Source organism: Cryobacterium sp. Sr8 (assembly GCF_004403225.1).
GTDB classification, from domain to species: Bacteria; Actinomycetota; Actinomycetes; order Actinomycetales; family Microbacteriaceae; genus Cryobacterium; species Cryobacterium psychrotolerans.
The window spans coordinates 118,613-140,932 of sequence record NZ_SOHO01000039.1 but is presented as its reverse complement, the minus strand read 5'-3'; the positions used below and the strand labels follow the sequence as shown (position 1 = coordinate 140,932).

At 70.2% G+C, this 22,320-nt stretch carries 21 protein-coding genes; all 21 read left to right on the top strand.

Going from position 1 to position 22,320, the window contains the following annotated elements:
• The first annotated feature begins 43 nt into the window (after positions 1-43).
• The 21 genes from carA (at position 44) to trpA (ending at position 22,304) form a co-directional block, all read left to right on the top strand.
• Positions 44-1,180, top strand: a complete 1,137-nt coding sequence (gene carA / locus E3T54_RS07085; RefSeq protein WP_092322130.1) for a glutamine-hydrolyzing carbamoyl-phosphate synthase small subunit — start codon at positions 44-46, stop codon at positions 1,178-1,180.
• Positions 1,180-4,479, top strand: coding sequence for a carbamoyl-phosphate synthase large subunit (gene carB / locus E3T54_RS07080; RefSeq protein ID WP_092322039.1), 3,300 nt, complete (start codon positions 1,180-1,182; stop codon positions 4,477-4,479). Before carA ends, carB begins: the two co-directional genes overlap by 1 nt.
• Positions 4,476-5,378, top strand: a complete 903-nt coding sequence (gene pyrF, locus E3T54_RS07075) for an orotidine-5'-phosphate decarboxylase (RefSeq protein ID WP_241977100.1) — start codon at positions 4,476-4,478, stop codon at positions 5,376-5,378. The genes carB and pyrF overlap by 4 nt, the downstream gene beginning before the upstream one ends.
• The gene (gene gmk / locus E3T54_RS07070; protein ID WP_092322038.1) at positions 5,371-6,291 is read left to right on the top strand and encodes a guanylate kinase; all 921 of its coding nucleotides are present in this window, start codon (positions 5,371-5,373) and stop codon (positions 6,289-6,291) included. Before pyrF ends, gmk begins: the two co-directional genes overlap by 8 nt.
• An 87-nt stretch (positions 6,292-6,378) precedes the next feature.
• Positions 6,379-6,636, top strand: coding sequence for a DNA-directed RNA polymerase subunit omega (gene rpoZ, locus E3T54_RS07065; RefSeq protein WP_092322037.1), 258 nt, complete (start codon positions 6,379-6,381; stop codon positions 6,634-6,636).
• 27 nt (positions 6,637-6,663) lie between these two features.
• Positions 6,664-7,887: a bifunctional phosphopantothenoylcysteine decarboxylase/phosphopantothenate--cysteine ligase CoaBC gene (gene coaBC / locus E3T54_RS07060; RefSeq protein WP_134475117.1), complete on the top strand. Its 1,224-nt coding sequence runs from the start codon at positions 6,664-6,666 to the stop codon at positions 7,885-7,887.
• Positions 7,888-7,923: 36 nt separating this feature from the next.
• Entirely contained in the window at positions 7,924-9,117 is a 1,194-nt protein-coding gene (gene metK, locus E3T54_RS07055) for a methionine adenosyltransferase (RefSeq protein WP_092322034.1), read from the top strand.
• A 41-nt stretch (positions 9,118-9,158) separates the two neighbouring features.
• Positions 9,159-11,273, top strand: a complete 2,115-nt coding sequence (locus E3T54_RS07050) for a primosomal protein N' (protein ID WP_134475116.1) — start codon at positions 9,159-9,161, stop codon at positions 11,271-11,273.
• Complete coding sequence (fmt, locus tag E3T54_RS07045; protein WP_134475115.1) at positions 11,274-12,191, top strand: methionyl-tRNA formyltransferase; 918 nt, start codon at positions 11,274-11,276, stop codon at positions 12,189-12,191.
• A complete protein-coding gene (locus E3T54_RS07040; RefSeq protein ID WP_134475114.1) occupies positions 12,188-13,600 on the top strand; it encodes an RsmB/NOP family class I SAM-dependent RNA methyltransferase in 1,413 nt (470 codons plus the stop codon). The genes fmt and E3T54_RS07040 overlap by 4 nt, the downstream gene beginning before the upstream one ends.
• A 132-nt stretch (positions 13,601-13,732) precedes the next feature.
• Positions 13,733-14,404 (top strand): ribulose-phosphate 3-epimerase, encoded by a 672-nt coding sequence (rpe, locus tag E3T54_RS07035; RefSeq protein ID WP_134475113.1) that lies wholly within the window; start codon positions 13,733-13,735, stop codon positions 14,402-14,404.
• A 9-nt stretch (positions 14,405-14,413) separates the two neighbouring features.
• The gene (locus E3T54_RS07030) at positions 14,414-14,677 is read left to right on the top strand and encodes a phosphoribosyl-ATP diphosphatase (RefSeq protein WP_092322027.1); all 264 of its coding nucleotides are present in this window, start codon (positions 14,414-14,416) and stop codon (positions 14,675-14,677) included.
• A 253-nt stretch (positions 14,678-14,930) separates the two neighbouring features.
• Positions 14,931-15,770 (top strand): ATP phosphoribosyltransferase, encoded by an 840-nt coding sequence (gene hisG / locus E3T54_RS07025; RefSeq protein WP_134475112.1) that lies wholly within the window; start codon positions 14,931-14,933, stop codon positions 15,768-15,770.
• Between the two features lie 40 nt (positions 15,771-15,810).
• Complete coding sequence (gene hisF / locus E3T54_RS07020) at positions 15,811-16,572, top strand: imidazole glycerol phosphate synthase subunit HisF (protein WP_134475111.1); 762 nt, start codon at positions 15,811-15,813, stop codon at positions 16,570-16,572.
• 11 nt (positions 16,573-16,583) lie between these two features.
• Positions 16,584-16,982 (top strand): phosphoribosyl-AMP cyclohydrolase, encoded by a 399-nt coding sequence (gene hisI / locus E3T54_RS07015; protein ID WP_134475110.1) that lies wholly within the window; start codon positions 16,584-16,586, stop codon positions 16,980-16,982.
• A complete protein-coding gene (locus E3T54_RS07010) occupies positions 16,979-18,505 on the top strand; it encodes an anthranilate synthase component I (RefSeq protein WP_092322023.1) in 1,527 nt (508 codons plus the stop codon). Before hisI ends, E3T54_RS07010 begins: the two co-directional genes overlap by 4 nt.
• A complete protein-coding gene (locus E3T54_RS07005) occupies positions 18,505-19,137 on the top strand; it encodes a Trp biosynthesis-associated membrane protein (RefSeq protein ID WP_134475109.1) in 633 nt (210 codons plus the stop codon). Before E3T54_RS07010 ends, E3T54_RS07005 begins: the two co-directional genes overlap by 1 nt.
• Positions 19,138-19,226: 89 nt before the next feature.
• A complete protein-coding gene (locus E3T54_RS07000) occupies positions 19,227-19,454 on the top strand; it encodes a DUF6704 family protein (RefSeq protein WP_092322020.1) in 228 nt (75 codons plus the stop codon).
• Between the two features lie 4 nt (positions 19,455-19,458).
• The gene (gene trpC, locus E3T54_RS06995; RefSeq protein ID WP_134475108.1) at positions 19,459-20,229 is read left to right on the top strand and encodes an indole-3-glycerol phosphate synthase TrpC; all 771 of its coding nucleotides are present in this window, start codon (positions 19,459-19,461) and stop codon (positions 20,227-20,229) included.
• Positions 20,230-20,232: 3 nt separating this feature from the next.
• A complete protein-coding gene (trpB, locus tag E3T54_RS06990) occupies positions 20,233-21,444 on the top strand; it encodes a tryptophan synthase subunit beta (protein ID WP_092322017.1) in 1,212 nt (403 codons plus the stop codon).
• Complete coding sequence (gene trpA / locus E3T54_RS06985) at positions 21,441-22,304, top strand: tryptophan synthase subunit alpha (RefSeq protein WP_134475107.1); 864 nt, start codon at positions 21,441-21,443, stop codon at positions 22,302-22,304. The genes trpB and trpA overlap by 4 nt, the downstream gene beginning before the upstream one ends.
• Positions 22,305-22,320: the final 16 nt, after the last annotated feature.

Below are 22,320 nucleotides of genomic sequence, written 5' to 3'. Positions count from 1 at the left end.
AGCAGAAACAGCCGACCGGGCGCGCGCCGCGAAGGCGCCCGCGGTGCTCGTGCTCGAAGACGGCCGGCGCTACGTCGGCCGCGCCTACGGCAGCCGGGGCCGGACCCTCGGTGAGGTCGTGTTCGCCACCGGGATGACGGGGTACCAGGAGACCCTGACCGACCCGTCCTACGCCGGTCAGATCGTATTGATGACGGCGCCGCACATCGGCAACACCGGCGCCAACGACGAAGACATGGAGTCCCGGAAGATCTGGGTGTCGGGCTTCATCGTGCGGGAGCCCTCCCGGGTCAGCTCGAACTTCCGCTCCCAGCGGAGCCTCGACGACGACCTCGAGTCCGGCGGCGTGGTCGGCATCAGCGGCATCGACACGCGTGCGATCACCCGGCACATCCGCTCTGAGGGCGCGATGCGCTCAGGCATCTTCTCCGGCGAGGACTTCTCGCTCTCCGACGGCGAACAGCTCGACCTGGTGCGCCAGGCACCCTCGATGCGCGGCCGCAACCTCTCCGACGAGGTGTCCACGGTCGAGCCCTACTCGATCCCGGCCGTGGGGGAGCGGATCGGGTCGGTCGCGGTGCTCGACCTCGGCGTGAAGACCTCCACCCTCACCTTCCTGGCCGAACGCGGCTTCGAGGTGCTCGTGCTGCCGCAGTCGGTCACCTCGGAGCACGTGCTCTCGCTCAAGCCCTCCGCCCTGTTCTTCTCGAACGGACCCGGCGACCCCGCCGCCTCGGACGCGCACGTGCGGCTGCTGCAGGAGGTGCTCCGGGCCGGCGTCCCGTACTTCGGTATCTGCTTCGGCAACCAGCTGCTCGGCCGCGCCCTCGGCTTCGGAACCTACAAGCTGCCCTTCGGCCACCGCGGGATCAACCAGCCCGTGCTCGACAAAACCACCCGGCGGGTCGAGATCACCTCGCAGAACCACGGCTTCGCCGTCGACATGCCCACCGAGGGTGTGCACGAGTCCCGCACCGGCTTCGGCCGGGTGGAAGTGAGCCACTACAGCCTCAACGACAACGTGGTCGAAGGCATCCGTTGCCTGGACATCCCCGCGTTCTCGGTGCAGTACCACCCGGAGGCCGCCTCTGGCCCGCACGATGCAAACTACCTTTTCGATCGGTTCAGGGATGTGGTGCTTGCCCACCACAAGGCCGCCGGAGCAGGAGAAACCAAATAATGCCCAAGCGCGACGACATCAACAGCGTCCTTGTCATCGGCTCCGGCCCGATCGTGATCGGCCAGGCCTGCGAGTTCGACTACTCCGGCACCCAGGCCTGCCGCGTGCTCCGCGAGGAGGGCGTGCGGGTGATCCTGGTCAACTCCAACCCGGCCACGATCATGACCGACCCCGACTTCGCCGACGCCACCTACATCGAGCCGATCACCCCGGAGATCCTCGAGACGATCATCGCCAAGGAGCGTCCGGATGCCATCCTCCCGACCCTCGGCGGGCAAACGGCCCTCAACGCCGCCATCCAGCTGCACGAACGCGGCATCCTGGAGAAGTACAACGTCGAACTGATCGGCGCGAGCTTCGAGGCGATCCAGAAGGGCGAGGACCGCCAGGTCTTCAAGCAGCTCGTGCTCGACGCCGGCGCGGACGTCGCCCGCTCACACATCGCCCACACGATCGAGGAGGCCGTCGGCTTCGCCGCCGACCTCGGTTACCCGCTCGTCGTTCGCCCCTCGTTCACCATGGGCGGCCTCGGCTCCGGCTTCGCCTACGACGAGGTGGAACTGCGCCGGTACGTCGGCGACGGCCTGCACCACAGCCCCACCAGCGAGGTGCTCCTGGAGGAGTCCATCCTCGGCTGGAAGGAATACGAACTCGAAATGATGCGCGACACGGCCGACAACACCGTCGTCGTCTGCTCGATCGAGAACGTCGACCCGGTCGGAGTGCACACCGGCGACTCGATCACCGTCGCGCCGGCGCTCACCCTGACCGACCGCGAGTACCAGCACCTGCGCGACATCAGCATCGACATCATCCGCGCCGTCGGCGTCGACACCGGCGGCTGCAACATCCAGTTCGCGGTCGACCCGGCCACCGGCCGCGTGATCGTGATCGAGATGAACCCGCGGGTGTCACGGTCCTCGGCCCTGGCCAGCAAGGCGACCGGTTTCCCGATCGCGAAGATCGCGGCCAAGCTCGCCCTCGGCTACCGTCTCGACGAGATTCCGAACGACATCACGAAGGTCACCCCGGCCAGTTTCGAACCGACGCTCGACTACGTCGTGGTCAAGGTTCCGCGCTTCGCGTTCGAGAAGTTCCCCGCCGCCGACCAGCGCCTGACCACCACCATGAAATCGGTCGGCGAGGCCATGGCCATCGGCCGCAACTACGCCAGCGCCCTGCAGAAGGCGCTCCGCTCGCTGGAGAAGCGGGGATCCTCGTTCCACTGGGGCCCCGAGCCCCGCACGCTCGAGGAACTGCTCGTCGCCGCGGAGATTCCCACCGACGGGCGCATCGTCACGGTGCAGCAGGCGCTCCGCAAGGGCGCCAGCATGGAGCAGGTCTTCGAGGCCACCAAGATCGACCCCTGGTTCATCGACCAGATCGTGCTGATCAACGAGGTCGCCGACGAGGTCGCCGCCGCAGACCGGCTCGACACAGACATCCTGCGCACCGCCAAGGACCACGGCTTCTCCGACGCCCAGATCGGCGAACTCCGCGGCTTCGGCGAGGCCGACGTGCGTAAGGTGCGTCACATCCTCGGCGTGCGCCCGGTATTCAAGACCGTCGACACCTGCGCCGGCGAGTTCCCCGCGCTCACCCCGTACCACTACTCCAGCTACGACGAGGAGACCGAGGTCGTGCCCAGCGACCGCAAGAAGGTCGTCATCCTCGGCTCCGGGCCGAACCGGATCGGCCAGGGAGTCGAGTTCGACTACTCCTGCGTGCACGCCTCCTTCGCGCTGTCCGAGGCTGGCTACGAGACCATCATGATCAACTGCAACCCGGAGACCGTGTCCACCGACTACGACACCTCCGACCGCCTGTACTTCGAGCCGCTGACGCTCGAAGATGTGCTCGAGATCATCCACGCCGAAAGCCAGAGCGGCGAACTGGTCGGGGTCGTCGTGCAGCTCGGCGGCCAGACCGCGCTGGGCCTGGCCAAGGGCCTCCAGGCGGAGGGCATCCCGATCCTCGGCACCACTCCGGATGCCATCGACCTCGCGGAAGAGCGGGGCCTGTTCTCCGGGATCCTCGCCGCCGCGAACCTGCTCGCCCCCCGCAACGGCACGGCGATCGACTACGCCGGGGCCGTCGTGGTCGCCGAGGAGATCGGTTACCCGGTGCTCGTGCGCCCGAGTTACGTGCTCGGCGGACGCGGCATGGAGATCGTCTACGACAGCCTCTCGCTGGCCGACTACTTCACCCGGATGGAGGGGCAGGGCATCATCGGCCCGTCGCATCCGCTGCTCGTCGACCGGTTCCTCGACGACGCGATCGAAATCGACGTCGACGCCATCTACGACGGCCACGAGCTGTACATCGGCGGCGTGATGGAGCACATCGAGGAGGCCGGGATCCACTCCGGCGACTCGAGCTGCACCCTTCCGCCGGTGACGCTCGGCCGGGCCGAAATCGACCGCGTGCGCGTGGCCACCCTCGCCATCGCCGAGGGCATCGGCGTTCGCGGCCTGCTCAACGTGCAGTTCGCGATCGGAGCCGGCGTGCTCTACGTGCTCGAGGCGAACCCCCGCGCCTCCCGCACCGTGCCGTTCGTGGCCAAGGCGCTCGGCATCACCCTGGCCAAGGCCGCCGCCCTGATCATGGTCGGCAGGACCATTGCCGAGCTCAAGGCCGAGGGCAAGCTGCCGCTGATCGATGGTTCCCGGGTGCCGATGGACTCGCCGGTCGCGGTGAAGGAAGCCGTGCTGCCGTTCAACCGGTTCCGCACCCACGACGGGACCGTCGTCGACTCCGTGCTCGGCCCGGAGATGCGCTCGACCGGCGAGGTCATGGGCATCGACCGCGACTTCCCCCGCGCCTTCGCCAAGAGCCAGCTGGCGGCGTACGGCGGGATCCCGCTCAGCGGGACCGTGTTCGTGTCGGTCTCCGACCGGGACAAGCGCGCCATCATCCTGCCCATGCTGCGGTTCCAGCAGCTCGGCTTCGAGATCATGGCTACCGAGGGAACCGCCGAGGTGCTCCAGCGCAACGGCATCCGGGCCCGCGTCGTGTCCAAGGTCAGCGAAAAGGGCGAAGACGACGTCTCGATCGTGGAGCTGATCCAGCGCGAAGAGGTGGACATCGTCATCAACACCCCGAGCGGACGCTCCGCCCGCGCCGACGGCTACGAGATCCGGGCCGCCGCCGTGGCCGGCGACCTGCCCCTGTTCACCACGATCGCCGAACTCAGCGCGGCGGTCGGCTCGATCGACGCGATCCGGGACGGCTTCGAGGTGACCTCGCTGCAGGACTACGCCGGCACCCGCGCGGCGGCTCTGCAGGCGGCGGCGCTGTGATCCCAGCCCCGGCGAGCCCGACGCCGGTGACCGACGGGGTGGTCCCGTTCGGTGACCGTCTACGGCGTGCCTTCGACGCGCACGGGCAGCTCTGCGTGGGCATCGACCCGCACTCCTGGCTGCTCTCCGACTGGGACCTGCCCGACTCCGCCGCCGGGGTGGAGGCGTTCGGTCGCACGGTCGTCGAGGCCGCCGCCGGCCGCGTCGGGATCATCAAACCGCAGGTCGCGTTCTTCGAGCGCTTCGGTTCCGCGGGGTTCGCGGCACTCGAGCGCATCCTCGCGGATGCCCGTGCGGCCGGCCTGCTCGTCATCGCAGACGTCAAGCGGGGGGACCTCGGCACCAGCGTCGAAGCGTACGCCCAGGCCTGGCTGGCCGTCGGGTCCCCACTCGAAGTCGACGCCATCACGGTCAGCGCCTACATGGGAGTCGGCTCCCTGGACGCCGCCATCGACCGGGCGGCCGAGGGCGGCAAGGGCATGTTCGTGCTCTCGGCCACGTCAAATCCCGAGGCCGCGCTGATCCAGCGTGCCATCGTCGCCGACGGGCCGCGGGCAGGCCGGAGCGTCGCCCGGGCGATCCTGGACGAGGTGGAGGAGCGCAATATCGCCGCCACGAAGGGCCCGCTCGGCTCGATCGGCGTCGTCCTCGGCGCGACCCTGGACCTCGCCGGATTCGGCATCGACGTGGCGGCCGCCCCGCTGGTGGCGCTCACCCCGGTGCTCGCGCCGGGCTTCGGCCACCAGGGCGCCGACGTCGCCAATATCAACGCGCTGTATGGCGGGTACGCTCAAGGCGTTATCGTGAGTGAATCGCGCAGCGTGCTCGGAGCCGGTCCCGACCGGCTCGTCGAGGCGATCGTGCGCCGAGTAGCTGAAACAGGAGCGGCCCGTGGCTGAGAATCGCCCCATCCCACCCGAAGTCGACCGAGTGGCGGCATCCCGCGCCGCCGTCGCGGCCCGTCGTGCCCGAGCGGCCGTCAAGTCCCAGGTCGCGGCCGGTGAACGCACCGCCCTCGAGGTGCTCGCCGCCGCGGTGAAGGACCCGACCGGAGTCGAAGGCCGACTGCGCGTCACGGAGCTGCTGGTCAGCATCCCGTCGATCGGAGTCACCAAGATGCGCCGCCTGATGGACAGGCTCGAGATTTCGCCGTCGAAGCGCCTCGGCGGCCTCGGCACGCACCAGCGCGAGCGCCTGCGGGACTTCCTCTCCACGAAACCGACCGGACGTCGCGGCGCCGCCGATTCGCGGCTCGTCGTGCTCGCCGGTCCCACCGCGGTCGGTAAGGGCACGGTGGCCGGTTACATCCGGGAGCACTACCCCGAGGTGCTGCTGTCCGTGTCGGCGACGACCCGCAAGCCGCGCCCGGGCGAAGTCGAGGGCGTCAGCTACTACTTCGTCGACGACGCCGAATTCGACCGGATGGTGGAGGAGGGCGACCTTCTCGAATGGGCGAAGGTGCACAACGCTTACCGGTACGGCACGCCGCGCGGGCCCGTCGACGAGGCCATCGCGGTCGGCCGCAGCGTGCTCCTGGAGATCGACCTCCAGGGTGCCCGGTCCGTGCGCCGCGCCATGCCGGAGGCCCGCCTGGTCTTCCTGCTCCCGCCAACCTGGGAGGAACTGGTGCGTCGGCTGATCGGGCGCGACACCGAGGATTCCGCCGAACAGGCCCGCAGGCTGGAGACCGCGAAGCTCGAACTGGCCGCCCAGGGGGAGTTCGATTACAGCGTTGTGAACACCGACGTGGCCGAAGCGGCCCGCGAGGTCGTAGACTTGATGCAGACTCGCAGGGCGCAGTCGGTTTCTTAGCGCCCGTCTCACGTCGTTTCCTCGCGTCAGAACTGATGCGCACGCAGTCATTTCGCTGCACGAAAAGCTCTAAAGGAGTGTGACCCAATGGCCACCAAGCTAACAGGCATCATTGACCCGCCCATCGACGACCTCCTCACCAAGGTCGACTCCAAGTACGCCCTCGTGATCTTCGCGTCCAAGCGTGCCCGCCAGATCAACGACTACTACGCGGACCTGCACGAAGGCAGCCTGTTCGACAACGTCGGACCGCTCGTCGACTCGACCGTCGACGACAAGCCGCTCTCCGTCGCCCTGCGCGAAATCAACGAGGACAAGCTCACCTCCCGTCCGATCGTCGAATAACCGCTCCGCCACGCTCGAGCGCGCAGGATGTCGTCAGCTCGCACGATCGTCGTCGGTATAACCGGCGGCATCGCTGCGTATAAAGCCGTCAACGTCGTGCGCGCTTTCGTGTTGGCCGGGCACTCCGTGCACGTGGTCGCGTCCGAGGCCGCCCTCCGATTCGTCGGGAAGCCGACGCTCGAGGCCATCTCCCGCAACCCCGTGCACACCGACCTCTACGAGGGCGTCGCCGAGGTGCGGCACGTTGCCATCGGCCAGTCGGCCGACCTGATCGTCGTCGCGCCGGCCACCGCGAACACCATCGCGAAGCTCGCCGCCGGCCTGGCCGACGACCTCCTGGGCAACACCATCCTGGCCAGCACGGCGCCGCTCGTGATCGCGCCGGCCATGCACACGGAGATGTGGAACAACCCCGCCACGGTCGCCAATGTGAAGACCCTGCGTGAGCGCGGTGTCGTGATCGTCGGGCCCGGCGTGGGCCGGCTCACCGGCACCGATACCGGTGCCGGGCGGATGGACGAGCCGGACGCCATCGTTCGGGCGGGCCTGGCCCTGCTCGGCCCCGGGGACCTCGCCGGCCGGCGCATCGTGATCAGCGCCGGCGGCACCCGGGAACCCCTCGACCCGGTGCGTTTCCTCGGCAACCGATCCAGTGGCCGCCAGGGCGTCGCCCTCGCGGAGGCTGCCTGGGCCCGCGGGGCATCCGTGACTCTCGTCGCGGCCCACCTCGAGGTTCCGCCGCCCGCCGGCGTCGACCTGCGCTCGGTCAGCACTGCGCTCGAGCTCCAGGCTGCAGTTCTGGACGCCGCAGGGACGGCCGACGTTGTGATCATGGCGGCCGCCGTCGCCGATTACCGGCCGGCCGAGCTCCGAACCGACAAGATCAAGAAGGACGAGACCGGCGACACGCTGCGGCTCGACCTGGTCAAGAACCCCGACATCCTCGCCGGCCTCTCCGCGGCAACGCCGAGGCCGGCCGTCATCGTCGGATTCGCCGCCGAAACTGAGGCCGACCCGGCAGCGCTGCTCGCGCTGGGACGGCAGAAGATCGCCCGGAAGGGCTGCGACTACCTTGTCCTCAACAGGGTCGGCTGGTCGCAGGGGATCGCCACGGAGAGTAACGACATCGTCGTGCTCGATCGGCGCGGAGATATAGTGAATGAGGCTTCAGGCACGAAATTGTCGGTGGCCAATTCCATTCTTGACGTGATCGTCCGGGCAGGCACGCCGGATCACCATTCTTCCGATTGACGAGAGCACGGCTCTCCTGAAACAGAGACGGGCCCGATGAGCGATCTTCGCCTCTTCACCTCCGAGTCGGTCACCGAGGGCCACCCGGACAAGATCTGCGACCAGATCTCCGACAGCATCCTCGATGCGCTCCTCACCGAAGACCCGCACAGCCGCGTCGCCGTCGAAACCCTGGTCACGACGGGACTCGTGCACGTTGCCGGCGAGGTGACGACCGAGGCCTACGTCGAGATCCCGTCGATCGTGCGCAAATGCATCACCGATATCGGCTACGACTCGTCGGACGTCTGGTTCGACGGTCGGTCCTGCGGTGTGGAGATTTCCATCGGAGGACAGTCTCCGGACATTGCCCAGGGCGTCGACGAGGCCTTCGAACGCCGTGAGCAGTCCAGCCTCGACGACTACGACCGCCAGGGCGCCGGTGACCAGGGCATCATGTTCGGCTATGCCACCCGGGAAACCCCCGAGCTGATGCCCATCCCGATCTGGATCGCCCACCGCCTCGCCGAACAGCTGGCGGCCGTGCGCAAGTCCGGTGAGCTCGAATACCTGCGTCCCGACGGCAAGACCCAGGTCACCATCGGCTACGACGGCATCATCCCGCGCACGGTGGAGACCGTGGTGCTCTCCACCCAGCACTCCCCGTCCGTGTCGACGGAGGTGCTCCGCGCCGAGGTCGAGGAACTCGTCATCCGGCCCGTGCTGGCCCGCGTCGAGCTCGACTCCTCCGATCTCACCACCCTGATCAACCCGACCGGACGGTTCGAAATCGGCGGCCCCCAGGGCGACGCCGGGCTGACCGGGCGCAAGATCATCATCGACACCTACGGTGGCTCGAGCCGGCACGGCGGGGGAGCCTTCAGCGGCAAGGACCCGTCCAAGGTGGATCGTTCGGCGGCCTACGCCATGCGCTGGGTAGCGAAGAACGCCGTCGCGGCCGGCCTGGCCGAGCGCCTGGAAATCCAGGTCGCCTACGCGATCGGCAAGGCCTCGCCGGTGGGACTGTACGTGGAAACGTTCGGTACCGGCGCCTTGCCCGACAAAGACATCACCGCCGCCATCCGTGAGGTTTTCGACCTGCGCCCCGGCGCCATCATCGCCTCGCTCGACCTGCTCCGGCCGATCTACGCCCAGACGGCGACCTACGGCCACTTCGGCCGGGAGCTGCCCGACTTCACCTGGGAGCGGCTCGACCGCGTCGACGACCTGAGAAGCGCAGCACGGCTCTGACTGGTCAGGGGCAGGGCGGACAGGGCAGCGCAGGGCATTCGGTGACACGCACCGGCCTCGTGGCGCGGGTGCTGATCGACTCTCCACTCCCGCAACTTGACCACCTCTTCGACTACAGCATCCCGGCCGAGCTCGCCGCGGATGCGGTGGCCGGCGTGCGGGTCAAGGTGCCGTTTCGCTCATCCGGCCGGGTGGCCGACGGGTACCTGATCGAGGTCATCGACGCGGCGGCGCCCGACACGGGCGGCTCCGACGCGGACTTCCACGGCAAGCTCAGCCCCATCGAGGCCGTCGTCTCGTCGGTGCCGGTGCTCACGCCCGAGGTCTGGAAGCTCGCCCGGCGGATCGCCGACCGCTCCGCCGGGAACGCGAGCGACGTCATCCGACTGGCCTGCCCGCCCCGGCAGGTGCGGGTGGAGAAGGCGTGGCTGGCCGCGCAGGCGGCGGCCGCCGAGGCGAACCCCGGGCCGGCGAACCCCGAGCCGGCACGCCCCGAGGCTGCACGTCCCGGGCCGGAACGTCCCGGGCCGGAACGTCCCGGGCCGGAACGGCCCGAGCCGGCCGGGCCGTCGGACGTCCCGTCGCGTCCGGCCGACGCGCGCTTCTCCGAGTACGGGGCCGGCGTGCTGGAGGAGGCCATCGCAGAGCGCCGCCGCCTCGCTGTCGCCGCGGTGCCGAGCCTGGTCGCCCTGCCGGCGGGCCCGTCGATCGGGCACTGGGCGCAGACCCTGGCGGAACTGGCCGTCGCCACCCTCGAGACCGGCCGAACCGCCATCCTGGTCCTGCCGGACTACCGCGACCAGGACCAGGTGCAGTCGGCGCTCGACCTGCTCGCCCCGGCCGGCTCGGTCAGCCGGGTGGATGCCCGCCAGCCGAATCCCGACCGGTACCGCGCCTTCCTGGCCTGCCTCGGCGCCGCGCCGCGGATCATCCTCGGCAACCGCTCCGCCGTCTACGCGCCAGCCGCCGACCTGGGGCTGATCGCGCTCTGGGACGACGGCGACCCGCTGCACTCCGAGCCGCTCAGCCCGTACGCGCACTCCCGCGATGCGGCCCTCGTGCGCCAGGAGCAGTCCGGCTGCGCTCTGGTGCTGCTCGGCCACTCGCGCAGCGTCGAGGCCCAGCGCCTCGTCGAGCTGGGCTGGCTGGCCGAGGTCCATCCGGCGAAGGGCCGGCACCCCCACGTCATCCCGACCGAATTCCAGGCCGCCGACGACCAGTACGCCCGGGCCGCCCGCATCCCGTCCGCCGCCTGGCACACGGCCCGTCAGGCGCTGAAGCAGGGCCCCGTGCTCGTGCAGGTGGCCAGCCCGGGCTACGCGCCCATGCTCGCCTGCCAGGGCTGCCAGAAAGCGGCCCGGTGCACCCGGTGCCAGGGCCCGCTCGGCCTGGCCTCGGCCGGCGCGACCCCGTCCTGCCGCCTGTGCGGCGCACTCGCCGCCGACTGGACCTGCGTGCACTGCGCGGGCCGCATCTTCCGCATCGCCACGATCGGCGCGGGGAGGACCGCGGAGGAGCTCGGCCGGGCCTTCCCCGGCGTGCGCATCATCATCGCCGACGGCGACCACCCCATCCAGCACCTCGGCGCCGAACCGGCCCTGGTGATCGCGACCAGGGGCGCCGAACCGATCCCCGCAGGCGGCTACCGGGCCGTGCTGCTCCTCGACGGGCAACGGATGCTGGCCCGGGAGTCCCTGCGGGTGGGTGAAGACGCTCTGCGCTGGTGGTCCAACGCCGCGGCCCTCGCCGCGCCCGGCGCCGCCGTGATGCTCGCCGAGGTGGGCGGGGCACTCGCCCGGGCGATGAGCACCTGGCAGCCGGAGGGCTTCGCGGCCTCCGAGCTGGCCGACCGGCGGCAACTGAGGTTCCCGCCGGCGGTGCGCGCGGCATCCGTCACCGGCGCCGCCGCCGATGTGGACGCGGCGCTGGCCGAACTGGCCGAGATCCCGGGCGTTGACGTGCTCGGACCGGTCGGCACGGACCCGCCCCTGGTGCGCGCGATCGTGCGCTTCGCCTACTCCAGCGGTGACGACGTGGCCGGTGCGCTCAAGGCCCAGGTGGTGCGCAACGCCGCCAGGCGCCGCCGTCCGAAGGGCGCCGCCTTCCGCGCGGCGCCTACACTCAAAGTACGATTCGACGACCCGGAGCTGCTCTAAATGAAACTCGTCTTCGCGGGCACCCCGCAGGTCGCCGTCCCCAGCCTGACCGCCCTGGCCGACTCCGGGCACGAGATCGCCGCGGTGATCACCCGGGAGGATGCCCCGCTCGGGCGGAAGCGCGTGCTCACCCCCTCGCCGACGGCCGCCGCCGCTGCCGCGCTCGGCATCCCGCTGATCAAGGCCAACCGGCTGGGCGACGCGGCCACGACCGAGATCGCAGCCCTGCGGCCCGACCTCGGCGTGATCGTGGCCTACGGCGGCCTGGTGCGGGAACCGCTGCTCTCGGTGCCCCGTCTGGGCTGGATCAACCTGCACTTCTCCCTGCTGCCGCGCTGGCGCGGAGCCGCCCCCGTGCAACGCGCCGTGATGGCCGGCGACGACGAGACCGGCGCCGCCGTCTTCCGGCTCGTCCGCGAACTCGACGCCGGACCCGTCTTCCGCACGCTCGCCGAGCCGATCGGCCGGCACACGACCGCCGGGGACCTGCTCGAGTCCCTGAGCTTCAGCGGGGCCCGGCTCCTGCGCACGGTCGTGAACGAGCTCGCCGCCGGCACGGCGCGGGCGGCCGAGCAGCACGGCGAGGTCACCCTCGCCCCCAAACTGACCCTCGAGGACGCGCAGATCGACTGGTCGGCTCCGGCCGCCTCGGTGTACAACCGCGTGCGTGGGGTGACGCCGGAACCCGGCGCGTTCACGATCGTGCACGGCGCCCGGCTGAAACTCCTCGCGGTCGCGCCCAGCTACGGCGCCGAGCCGCAGGTGGCCGGCGTGATCCGCGAGATCGACAAGCACGTGCTGGTGGGAACGGGGACCGAGCCGCTCGAGCTCGTCACCGTGCAACCGGCGGGAAAGACGGCAATGAAGGCAATCGACTGGTGGCGTGGCGTAGCGGCGACGGAGGTGGTCGCCTCATGAGCGGCGCAGATCGCCCCGAGCGGCCCCGGGCCCAGTCGAACTTCGTGCAGCCGGCCAGGCGGGTGGCCTACGAGGTCATCGCCGCCGTGCGCGAATCCGACGCCTACGCCAACCTGCTGCTGCCCACGCGGATCAAACGGGCCGCGCTGAACACGGCGGATGCGGCGCTGGCCACCGAGCTCACCTACGGCACCCTGCGCATGCAGGGGTTCTACGACCGGGTGATCGCCGAGGCCGCCGGCCGGCCGGTCAGCGCCATCGACCCCGCCATCCTGGACGTGCTCCGCCTCGGCGCCCACCAGCTCCTCGCCACCCGGGTCGCCACCCACGCTGCCGTCAACGAGTCCGTCGAGCAGGCCCGCCAGGTGGGGTCCCGCGCCGCGACCGGCTTCTGCAACGGCGTGCTGCGCACGATCTCGCGCACCAGCGCCGAGGAATGGCGTCAACGCATCCTCGCCCAGGCGACGAGCGCGGATGATCGCCTCGCCGCCGAGTACTCCCACCCGGCCTGGGTGGTCCGTGCCTTCCGGCAATCGCTCAAGGCCGAGGGCCGCGAGAGCGAGCTCGAGGAGCTGCTGGCCGCCGACAACGCTCCGCCGCGGGTGAACATGGTCGCGCTGCCCGGTCTCACCACCGCGGAGGACACCGCGGGGCTGGGCGTTCCGGACGCCTTCTCGCCCACCGGATTCGTGCTGGCCGGGGGAGACCCCGTGCACATCATGAACGACCACGAGGGACGCATCCGGGTGCAGGACGAGGGCTCCCAACTGGCCGCCCTCGCCCTCAGCCGCGCGCGGCCCGTGCAGGCGGGCGAACGCTGGCTCGACCTCTGCGCGGGCCCCGGCGGCAAGGCGGCCCTGCTGGCCGCCGAGGCCATCGCCGCAGGCGCCGAGCTCGTCGCCAACGAACTCGTCCCGGCCCGGGCCACCCTCGTGCGGAAGGCGCTGCAGGCCGTCCCGGCCGCTGTGCCCGTGTGGGAGCAGGACGGCACCGCGTTCGCCGACACGCACCCGGATTCCTTCGACCGCATCCTCCTCGACGCGCCGTGCACCGGACTCGGCGCGCTCCGCCGTCGCCCGGAGGCGCGCTGGCGTAAACAGCCCAGGGATGTCGCCGAGCTCTCCGATCTGCAGTCGGGCCTGATCGAGGCGGCGCTCGGGGCGCTGAAGCCCGGCGGCATCCTCGCCTACGTCACCTGCTCGCCGCACACCGCCGAGACCCGGGGGATCGTGGCGACCGCGCTCAAGAAGTGGGCCGGCAGGGTGACCGCCCTCGACACCGCCGCCGTGGTGCAGGGCCTGAGTCGCTCGCCGCTCGACCTCGCCGGGCCCGAAACGAGCGTGCAGCTCTGGCCGCACCGGCACGGCACTGACGCCATGTTCATCACCCTGCTGGAGCGCACCGCCTGAACCACCCGCCATCCCCCCGCCGAACTGTGAGTTTGGCACCTTCCCACGCCCGACGAAGGTGCCAAACTCACAGTTCGGCGAGGGGGGAGCGCGGGGGATGGGGGCGGGGGAACGGGTGGATAGGGTTGAGGCATGCCGACACGGATCAATCCGAGCATCCTCGCCGCCGACTTCGCCAACCTCGAGCGGGAGCTCGGGCGCATCGCGTCCGCCGACCTCGTGCACGTGGACATCATGGACAACCATTTCGTGCCGAACCTGACCTTCGGCCCGCCCGTGGTCGAACGTCTGCTGCAGGTGTCGCCGCTGCCCTTCGATGTGCACCTGATGATCGAGAACCCCGAGCGCTGGGCTCCGGGCTACGCGGAGGCCGGCGCCTTCTCCGTGACCTTCCACGCCGAAGCGAGCCCCGATCCGGTCGCCCTCGCCCGGCGGCTGCGCTCGATCGGCGCGCGCGCCGGGATCGCCCTGAAGCCGGGAACGGACGTGGAGCCCTATCTCGAGCTGCTGCCCGAATTCGACCAGGTGCTCGTGATGACCGTCGAGCCGGGCTTCGGCGGCCAGAGGTTCTTGGCGTCGACGATGCCCAAGCTCAGCCGGCTCGCGGATGCCGTGCGCTCCAGCGGCCTGGACGTCTGGCTGCAGGTCGACGGCGGCATCACAGAGGAGACCATCGTGATCGCAGCCGAGGCCGGCGCCAATACGTTCGTGGCCGGCTCCAGCGTCTTCAACGCCGCGGATCCGGCCGAGCAGATCGCCCGCCTGCGCGCCGCGGCGGACGAACACACCCACGCGCACGAGTAACCTGTAAGGGTGAAGACTTTCGACGACCTCTTCGCTGAGCTCAGCGACAAGGCACTGACCAGGCCAGAGGGCTCCGGGACGGTGCGCGAGCTGGATGCCGGCGTCCATGCCATTGGCAAGAAGATCGTCGAGGAAGCCGCCGAGGTCTGGATGGCGGCCGAATACCAGAGCGACGATGAAACCGCGGAAGAAATTTCGCAGCTTCTGTACCACCTGCAGGTTCTCATGCTGGCCAAGGGTCTGTCCCCGGCCGACGTCTACCGACATCTGTGACACGGACACCTGTGACACCGACACCTGTGACACCGACACCTGTGACACCGACACCTGTGACACCGACACCTGTGACACCGACACCTGTGACACCGACGCCTGTGACACCGACGCCTGTGACACCGACGCCTGTGACACCGACGCCTGTGACACCGACGCCTGTGACCGGATCCCGCCACCCACGATGACGACGTCGACCACCACCCCCGCCGCAGAAGGCCGCGGCGCGGAAGCGCGCACAGAGAGTACTGACATGCTGAGAATTGCCGTGCCCAACAAGGGCTCGTTGTCCGAAACCGCCGCCCAGATGCTCCTCGAGGCCGGCTACACCGGCCGCCGGGACCCCCGCGACCTCGTGGTCGCCGACCCGCGCAACGGGGTCGAGTTCTTCTACCTCCGCCCGCGCGACATCGCCACCTATGTCGGCTCCGGTGCCCTGGACGTCGGAATCACCGGCCGCGACCTCCTGCTCGACTCGCACTCCCCGGCGCGGGAGATCGCCAGCCTCGACTTCGGCGACTCCACCTTCCGCTTCGCCGGACCCGCCGGCCGGTTCACCACGCTCTCCGACATGGCCGGGCTCCGCGTCGCCACGAGCTACCCCGGCCTGGTCGAGAAGTTCCTGGCCGGCCACGGCGTCAGCGTCGACCTGGTCACCCTCGACGGCGCCGTCGAATCCGCCGTGCAGCTCGGTGTCGCGGATGCCGTCGCCGACGTCGTCTCCACCGGCTCGACCCTGCGCAAGGCCGGCCTGGAAATCTTCGGCCCGGTCATCCTCGAGTCCACCGCCGTGCTGATCAGCTCAGAGAACGAGAATCCGGGCGTCGCGACCCTGCTCCGCCGGCTGCAGGGCGTGCTCGTTGCCCGCCAGTATGTGCTCGTGGACTATGACGTTCCCCTCGACATGCTGGATGCGGCCTGCCGGCTGGCCAGCGGCATCGAGTCGCCCACGGTCTCGTCGCTGCGCGACCCGGACTGGGTCGCCGTGCGCGTGATGATCCCGCGGGTCGACACCAACCACGTGATGGACGCGCTGTACGAGCTCGGCGCCCGGGCCATCCTCGTCAGCACGATCCACAACGCACGCCTGTAACGCGGGTTCCGGTGGAGAATATGACTGTGGAGCGCAGAACATGACCCTGTCGGTGCGTGTGATCCCGTGCCTCGACGTGGCCAACGGACGCGTCGTCAAGGGCGTCAACTTCCAGAACCTCCGGGATGCCGGTGACCCGGTCGAGCTTGCCCGCCGGTACTACGAGCAGGGCGCCGACGAGCTCACCTTCCTCGACGTGACCGCGACCGTGGACAACCGCTCGACCACCTACGACGTGGTGCGCGCCACGGCGGAGCAGGTGTTCATCCCGCTGACTGTCGGGGGCGGCATACGCAGCGTCGAGGACGTGTCCCGTTTGCAGGCGAACGGGGCCGACAAGGTCGGGATCAACAGCGCCGCGATCGCCCGTCCGGCGCTGATCGCCGAGATCGCCGACCGGTTCGGTTCCCAGGTGCTCGTGCTTTCGCTGGACGTGAAACGGAGCGAGCGCACCGAATCCGGCTTCGTCGTCACCACCCACGGCGGCCGCACCGAAACCGACCTGGATGCCCTCACCTGGGCCCGCACCGCCATCGGCCTGGGTGCCGGCGAGCTGCTGGTGAACTCGATGGACGCCGACGGCACCCGGCAGGGCTTCGACCTGGAACTGATCACGCTGATGCGTGAGCTGAGCACGGTGCCGCTCATCGCCTCCGGCGGGGCCGGCCGGCTCGAACACTTCCCGCCCGCCATCACCGCCGGCGCAGACGCCGTGCTCGCGGCATCCGTGTTCCACAGCGGTGAACTCACGATAGGCGACGTGAAGCGCGAGCTCGCGAACGCCGGAATGCTGGTGCGCTGATGAGCCCCCTGATGAGCATCGAGGACGGACTGGAGAAGGCCGCCTTCACTTCCGACGGCCTGCTGCCGGCCGTGATCCAGCAGTGGGACACGCTGGAGGTGCTCATGCTCGGGTGGATGGACCGGGAGGCGCTGCGGCGCACGCTCACCGAGGGCCGGGTCACGTTCTGGTCCCGCAGCCGCCAGGAGTACTGGCGCAAGGGTGACACGTCCGGGCACGCGCAGTATGTGCGCTCGGCCGCACTCGACTGCGATGCGGACACCCTCCTCGTCACGGTCGACCAGATCGGCGTGGCCTGCCACACCGGCACCCGCACCTGCTTCGACGGTCGCGGCCTCGAGGTGCTCGTCGGTGACCCGCAGTCGCCGGGAGCACCGTCGCCGGGAGCACCGTCGGGGGCCGCGGAGTGAGCCCCACCGGCACCACCACCCCCGCCGAATTCGCCGAGCTCACGGCCGATCACCGGGTGATCCCGGTCATGCGCGAGCTGTTCGCCGACGGCGAGACGCCCGTGGGCATCTTCCGCAAGCTGGCCGACGGAAAACCGGGCAGCTTCCTGCTCGAATCGGCCGAGCAGGGCGGCATCTGGTCGCGGTTCTCCTTCGTCGGAGTGTCCTCGTTCGGCGTCCTCACCCAGCAGGGCGACGAGTCGCACTGGCTCGACTACGGACTGTCGGAGGAGCGCGCCCTCGGCGACGCAGCCGGTCTCGGCCCGCTGGCCGCCCTCGCCCACCTGTACGAACGGTGGCAGACCCCGCGGCTGCTGGGCCACCCGCCGCTCACCGGCGGCCTGGTGGGCTTCATCGGCTGGGAGGCCATCCGCCAGATCGAACGGCTGCCGGACCAGCCCCCGGCCGACTATGACGTTCCCGGCCAGGCCTTCAGCTTCGTGGCCGACCTCGTCGTGATCGACCACAAGTTCGGCACGGTCCAGCTGATCGCCAACGTGCTCAACGACGGCCACGAGACCGAAGCCTCACTGTGGGCCGGCGCCCAGGCCCGCCTCGACGCGCTGCAGGCCCGGCTGGCCCGGCCGAACGAGGCCTGGCTCGCCGAGGTGGACCTGACCACCCTGCCGAACCCGACGAACCGCACCGAACGAGCCGATTTCCTCGCCTCCGTCGACACGGCGAAGCAGCACATCCGTGACGGAGACGTGTTCCAGGTCGTCATTTCGCAGCGGTTCGACCAGGACTGCACCGCGCATCCGATCGACGTGTACCGGGTGCTCCGCAGCCTCAACCCGAGCCCGTACATGTACCTGCTCAGCATGCTCTCGCCCGCCGGCGAGCCCTACTGGATCGTCGGCTCCTCCCCGGAGGCGCTGGTGAAGGTGCAGAACGACCGCGTCTTCACGCACCCCATCGCGGGCTCCAAGCCTCGCGGGGCGACGCCGGAGGAGGATGCCGACCTCGAGGCCGAACTCGCGGCCGACGAGAAGGAGGGTGCCGAGCACCTCATGCTCGTCGACCTCGCCCGGAACGACCTGCTCAAGGTCTGCGCCCCCGGATCGGTCGAGGTGACCGAGTTCATGCGGGTCGAGCGCTTCAGCCACATCATGCACCTCGTGTCGTCGGTGGAGGGCAACCTGCTGCCGACGAAGACGGCCCTGGATGTCTTCCGGGCGACGTTCCCGGCCGGCACGCTGTCCGGCGCTCCGAAGCCGCGCGCGCTGGAGATCATCGACTCGCTCGAGCCCGCCCAGCGCGGCGTCTACGGGGGAGTGGTCGGCTACTTCGGGTTCGCCGGCGACGCGGACCTGGCCATCGCCATCCGCACCGCCCTGATCATGGACGGGGTGGCCCGGGTGCAGGCCGGCGGAGGCCTCGTCGCCGACTCCGACCCGGCGTCGGAGTACCAGGAATCACAGAACAAGGCCGCTGCGCCCCTCCGGGCGGTCGCCGTGGCCAACGCGATGAAACGGGTGTCCTGATGCCCGGCGGCCGGCGCCTGAAACTCGGGCTCATCCTCGGCGTGCTCGCCGCCAGCGGGCTCGCCCTCCTCTCCTGGACCCAGGTCTGGATTGTGGCGGGCGTCGCGACGAGCGGCTCGGCCCAGGAACACCTCGAGGTGACCGGGACGACGGCCTCACCGGCGCTGACCGCGCTGGCCCTGGCCGGCCTCGCCCTGGGCGCCGCCCTCACCATCGCCGGGCCGATCATCCGCGTGGTTCTCGGCCTGCTCGAGGTGCTCCTCGGGGCCTCCGTCTTCCTCGTCGGCTTCCTGGCACTGCGCGACCCCGCGGGGGCGAGCGCCGCGGCGGTCACGGATGCCACGGGCATCTCCGGCAAGGAATCGATCGTCGTCGCACTGGTCGATCCGACCGTGTCCGCCTGGCCGTTCGTTGCCCTGGCCTCGGGGGTCTTCATGGCCCTGGTCGGTGTCGGCATCGTCGTCACGGCCCGCCGCTGGCCGGGCCCGACGACCCGCTACCAGAGCGTCCGGCTCGAGCCCGCGCGTCCGACCGGCGCCGACGACACCGCGGAGGCGCCGCCCCGCGACGCCGTCGACGACTGGGACGAATTGAGCCGCGGCGACGACCCGACCACCGGTCGGTCCCGCTGACCGCCCGGCAAGCGCTGGGCCGCTAGACTTGTTTCGCCCGTCAGGGCACCAAAATCATTACCCCAATATCAACGCATAAGAGGAGAACCATGAGCTTCGAGTCGGACCCCGGTCACGGCCATTCGACGGCGGCGTGGACCGCCGTCACGATTATGCTTCTCGCTTTCACCATCGGAACCGTCGCGTTCTTCTTCGACCTGGCGTGGCTCGTCTGGGCCTCCGCCGGCCTCCTGCTCGTCGGCGCCATCGTCGGGTGGGTCATGGCGAAGGTCGGCTACGGCGTCGGCGGTTCCCGGTTCGCGCCAGAGAGTCATTGACCGAGTGCTGAGCGAGCTCCTTGCCGGTGCCGTGGCCGACGCCGAAGCGCGCCGGGCCGTCCGGCCGTACGCCGAGGTCGAGGCGGCGGCCCTCGTCCGCGCCCCGGCGCTAGACGCCCTGTCCGCCCTCGCGCCGGCCGAACGCGTCAAGATCATCGCCGAGGTGAAGCGCGCCAGCCCCTCCAGGGGCCGGCTCGCCGAGATCCCCGACCCGGCCGCCCTCGCCGTGTCCTACGAGTTCGGCGGGGCCAGCGCCATCAGCGTGCTCACCGAAGGCCGACGGTTCAAGGGGTCGCTGAACGACCTGGAGCAGGTGCGGGCCGCCGTGAGCATCCCCGTGCTGCGCAAGGACTTCATCGGTGACCCGTACCAGGTCTTCGAGGCCAGGGCCGCCGGAGCCGACCTCGTGCTCCTCATCGTCGCCGCGCTGGACCAGGGAACCCTCCAGTCCCTGCACGACCTCGTGCGCGAACTGGGCATGACCGCGCTGGTCGAAACGCACAGCGCCGACGAGGTGCACCGGGCTCTCGACATCGGCGCCAGCCTCGTCGGGGTGAACGCCCGAGACCTGTCGACGTTCGAGCTCGACCAGAACCTGTTCGGAACGCTCGCCGACCGCATCCCGTCCGGCGTCGTGCGCGTCGCTGAATCCGCGGTCAAGACGGCGGCCGACGTCGCCCATTACCGCGCGGCCGGCGCCGACGTCGTGCTCGTCGGCGAGGCCCTCGTCACGAACGATCCCATCCGTACCCTCACCGAGTTCCTGGCGGTTTAATACATGTCTCTACGCACAGAATCCGGCCCCTACTTCGGCGACTTCGGCGGCCGCTGGGTGCCCGAATCGCTCATGGCCGCCCTCGACGAACTCAGCGCCGAATACGCCCTCGCCCGCGAGGATCCCGCCTTCGCCGCGGAGCTGATGGAACTGCACCGCACCTACACGGGCCGGCCCTCGATCATCACGGAGGTGCCGCGTTTCGCCGCCCACGCCGGCGGCGCCCGCGTCATCCTCAAGCGGGAGGACCTCAACCACACCGGCTCGCACAAGATCAACAACGTGCTCGGCCAGGCGCTGCTCACCAAGCGGATCGGCAAGACCCGGGTGATCGCCGAAACCGGCGCCGGCCAGCACGGCGTGGCCACGGCGACCGCCGCCGCCCTGTTCGGCCTGGACTGCGTCGTGTACATGGGCGAGGTCGACACCCAGCGCCAGGCCCTGAACGTGGCCCGGATGCGTCTCCTCGGCGCCGAGGTCGTCGCCGTGAAGTCCGGCTCCCGCACCCTCAAGGACGCCATCAACGACGCCATGCGCGACTGGGTGACCAACGTCGGCAACACCAACTACATCTTCGGCACCGTCGCGGGGCCGCACCCGTTCCCGGCCATGGTGCGGGATTTCCAGAAGATCATCGGCGAGGAGGCGCGCCAGCAGGTCCTCGACCTCACCGGCCGCCTGCCCGACGCCGTCACCGCGTGCGTCGGCGGCGGGTCGAACGCGATGGGCATCTTCCACGCCTTCCTCGACGACACCGAGGTGGCCCTCTACGGCTATGAGGCGGCCGGGGAGGGCGTCGACACGCCCCGTCACGCCGCCACCATCACCAAGGGCAGCCCGGGTGTGCTGCACGGGGCACGCAGCCTCATGCTGCAGGACGCGGACGGCCAGACCATCGAGTCGCACTCCATCTCCGCCGGCCTCGACTACCCGGGCGTCGGGCCGGAGCACGCCTGGCTGGCGTCCATCGGCCGTGCCTCGTACCTGCCCGTCACCGACGCCCAGGCCATGGACGCGCTCCGCCTGCTCAGCCGCACGGAGGGAATCATCCCCGCGATCGAATCGGCCCACGCCCTCGCCGGCACGCTCGAGCTCGGCCGTGAACTCGGCCCGGACGCGACCATTCTCGTCAACCTCAGCGGCCGCGGCGACAAGGACATGGAGACCGCCGGCCGCTACTTCGACCTGCTCGACGCAGAGGCGGCACAGTCATGAGCGGCACAGGCACAGGCACAGGCTCTGGCACAGGCGCCATCACCAGCGCGGTCGAGAAGACCATTGCCCTCCGCCGCGAGGCCGGCAGCGGCGCCCTGATCGGGTACCTGCCGGTCGGATTCCCGACCCTGCGCGAGAGCATCGACGCCGCCGTCGCGATCGTCAATAACGGCGTCGACATCCTCGAACTCGGACTGCCCTACTCCGACCCGGTCATGGACGGCCCGGTCATCCAGGCCGCAACCCAGCAGGCGCTGGCGGGCGGATTCCGGCTGCGCCACGGTTTCGAGGCCGTCAAGGCCATCACCGCGCAGGTCGACGCGCCCGTGCTCGTGATGACCTACTGGAACCCCGTGCTGCAGTACGGCGTCGACCGGTTCGCGGACGACCTGCTCGCCGCCGGCGGCGCCGGCCTGATCACCCCGGACCTCATCCCCGACGAAGCAGCCGAGTGGATGGCCGCCAGCGAACGAAACGGCCTCGACCGGGTCTTCCTGGCCGCACCGTCGTCCTCCGACGCCCGGCTCGCCCAGGCCGTCGCCGCGAGCCGCGGGTTCGTCTACGCCGTCTCCACCATGGGGATCACCGGCGCCAGGGCCGATGTCGACGCTGCCGCACGCATCCTCGTCGACCGGCTGCACGCGGCCGGTTCGACCAGCATCTGCGTCGGAGTCGGCATCTCCACGCCGGAACAGGTGCGCGAGATCCTCGGCTACGCCGACGGCGCAATCGTGGGTTCCGCCCTGGTGAAGGCGCTGTCCGATGGGGGAGTCGACGCCGTCGCCGCACTCGCGAAGCGACTCGCCGCCGGAACACAGGACATCCGCAACACAGGACATCCGGCCCGCCAACTAGGCTGAATTGATCGAGTCGGAC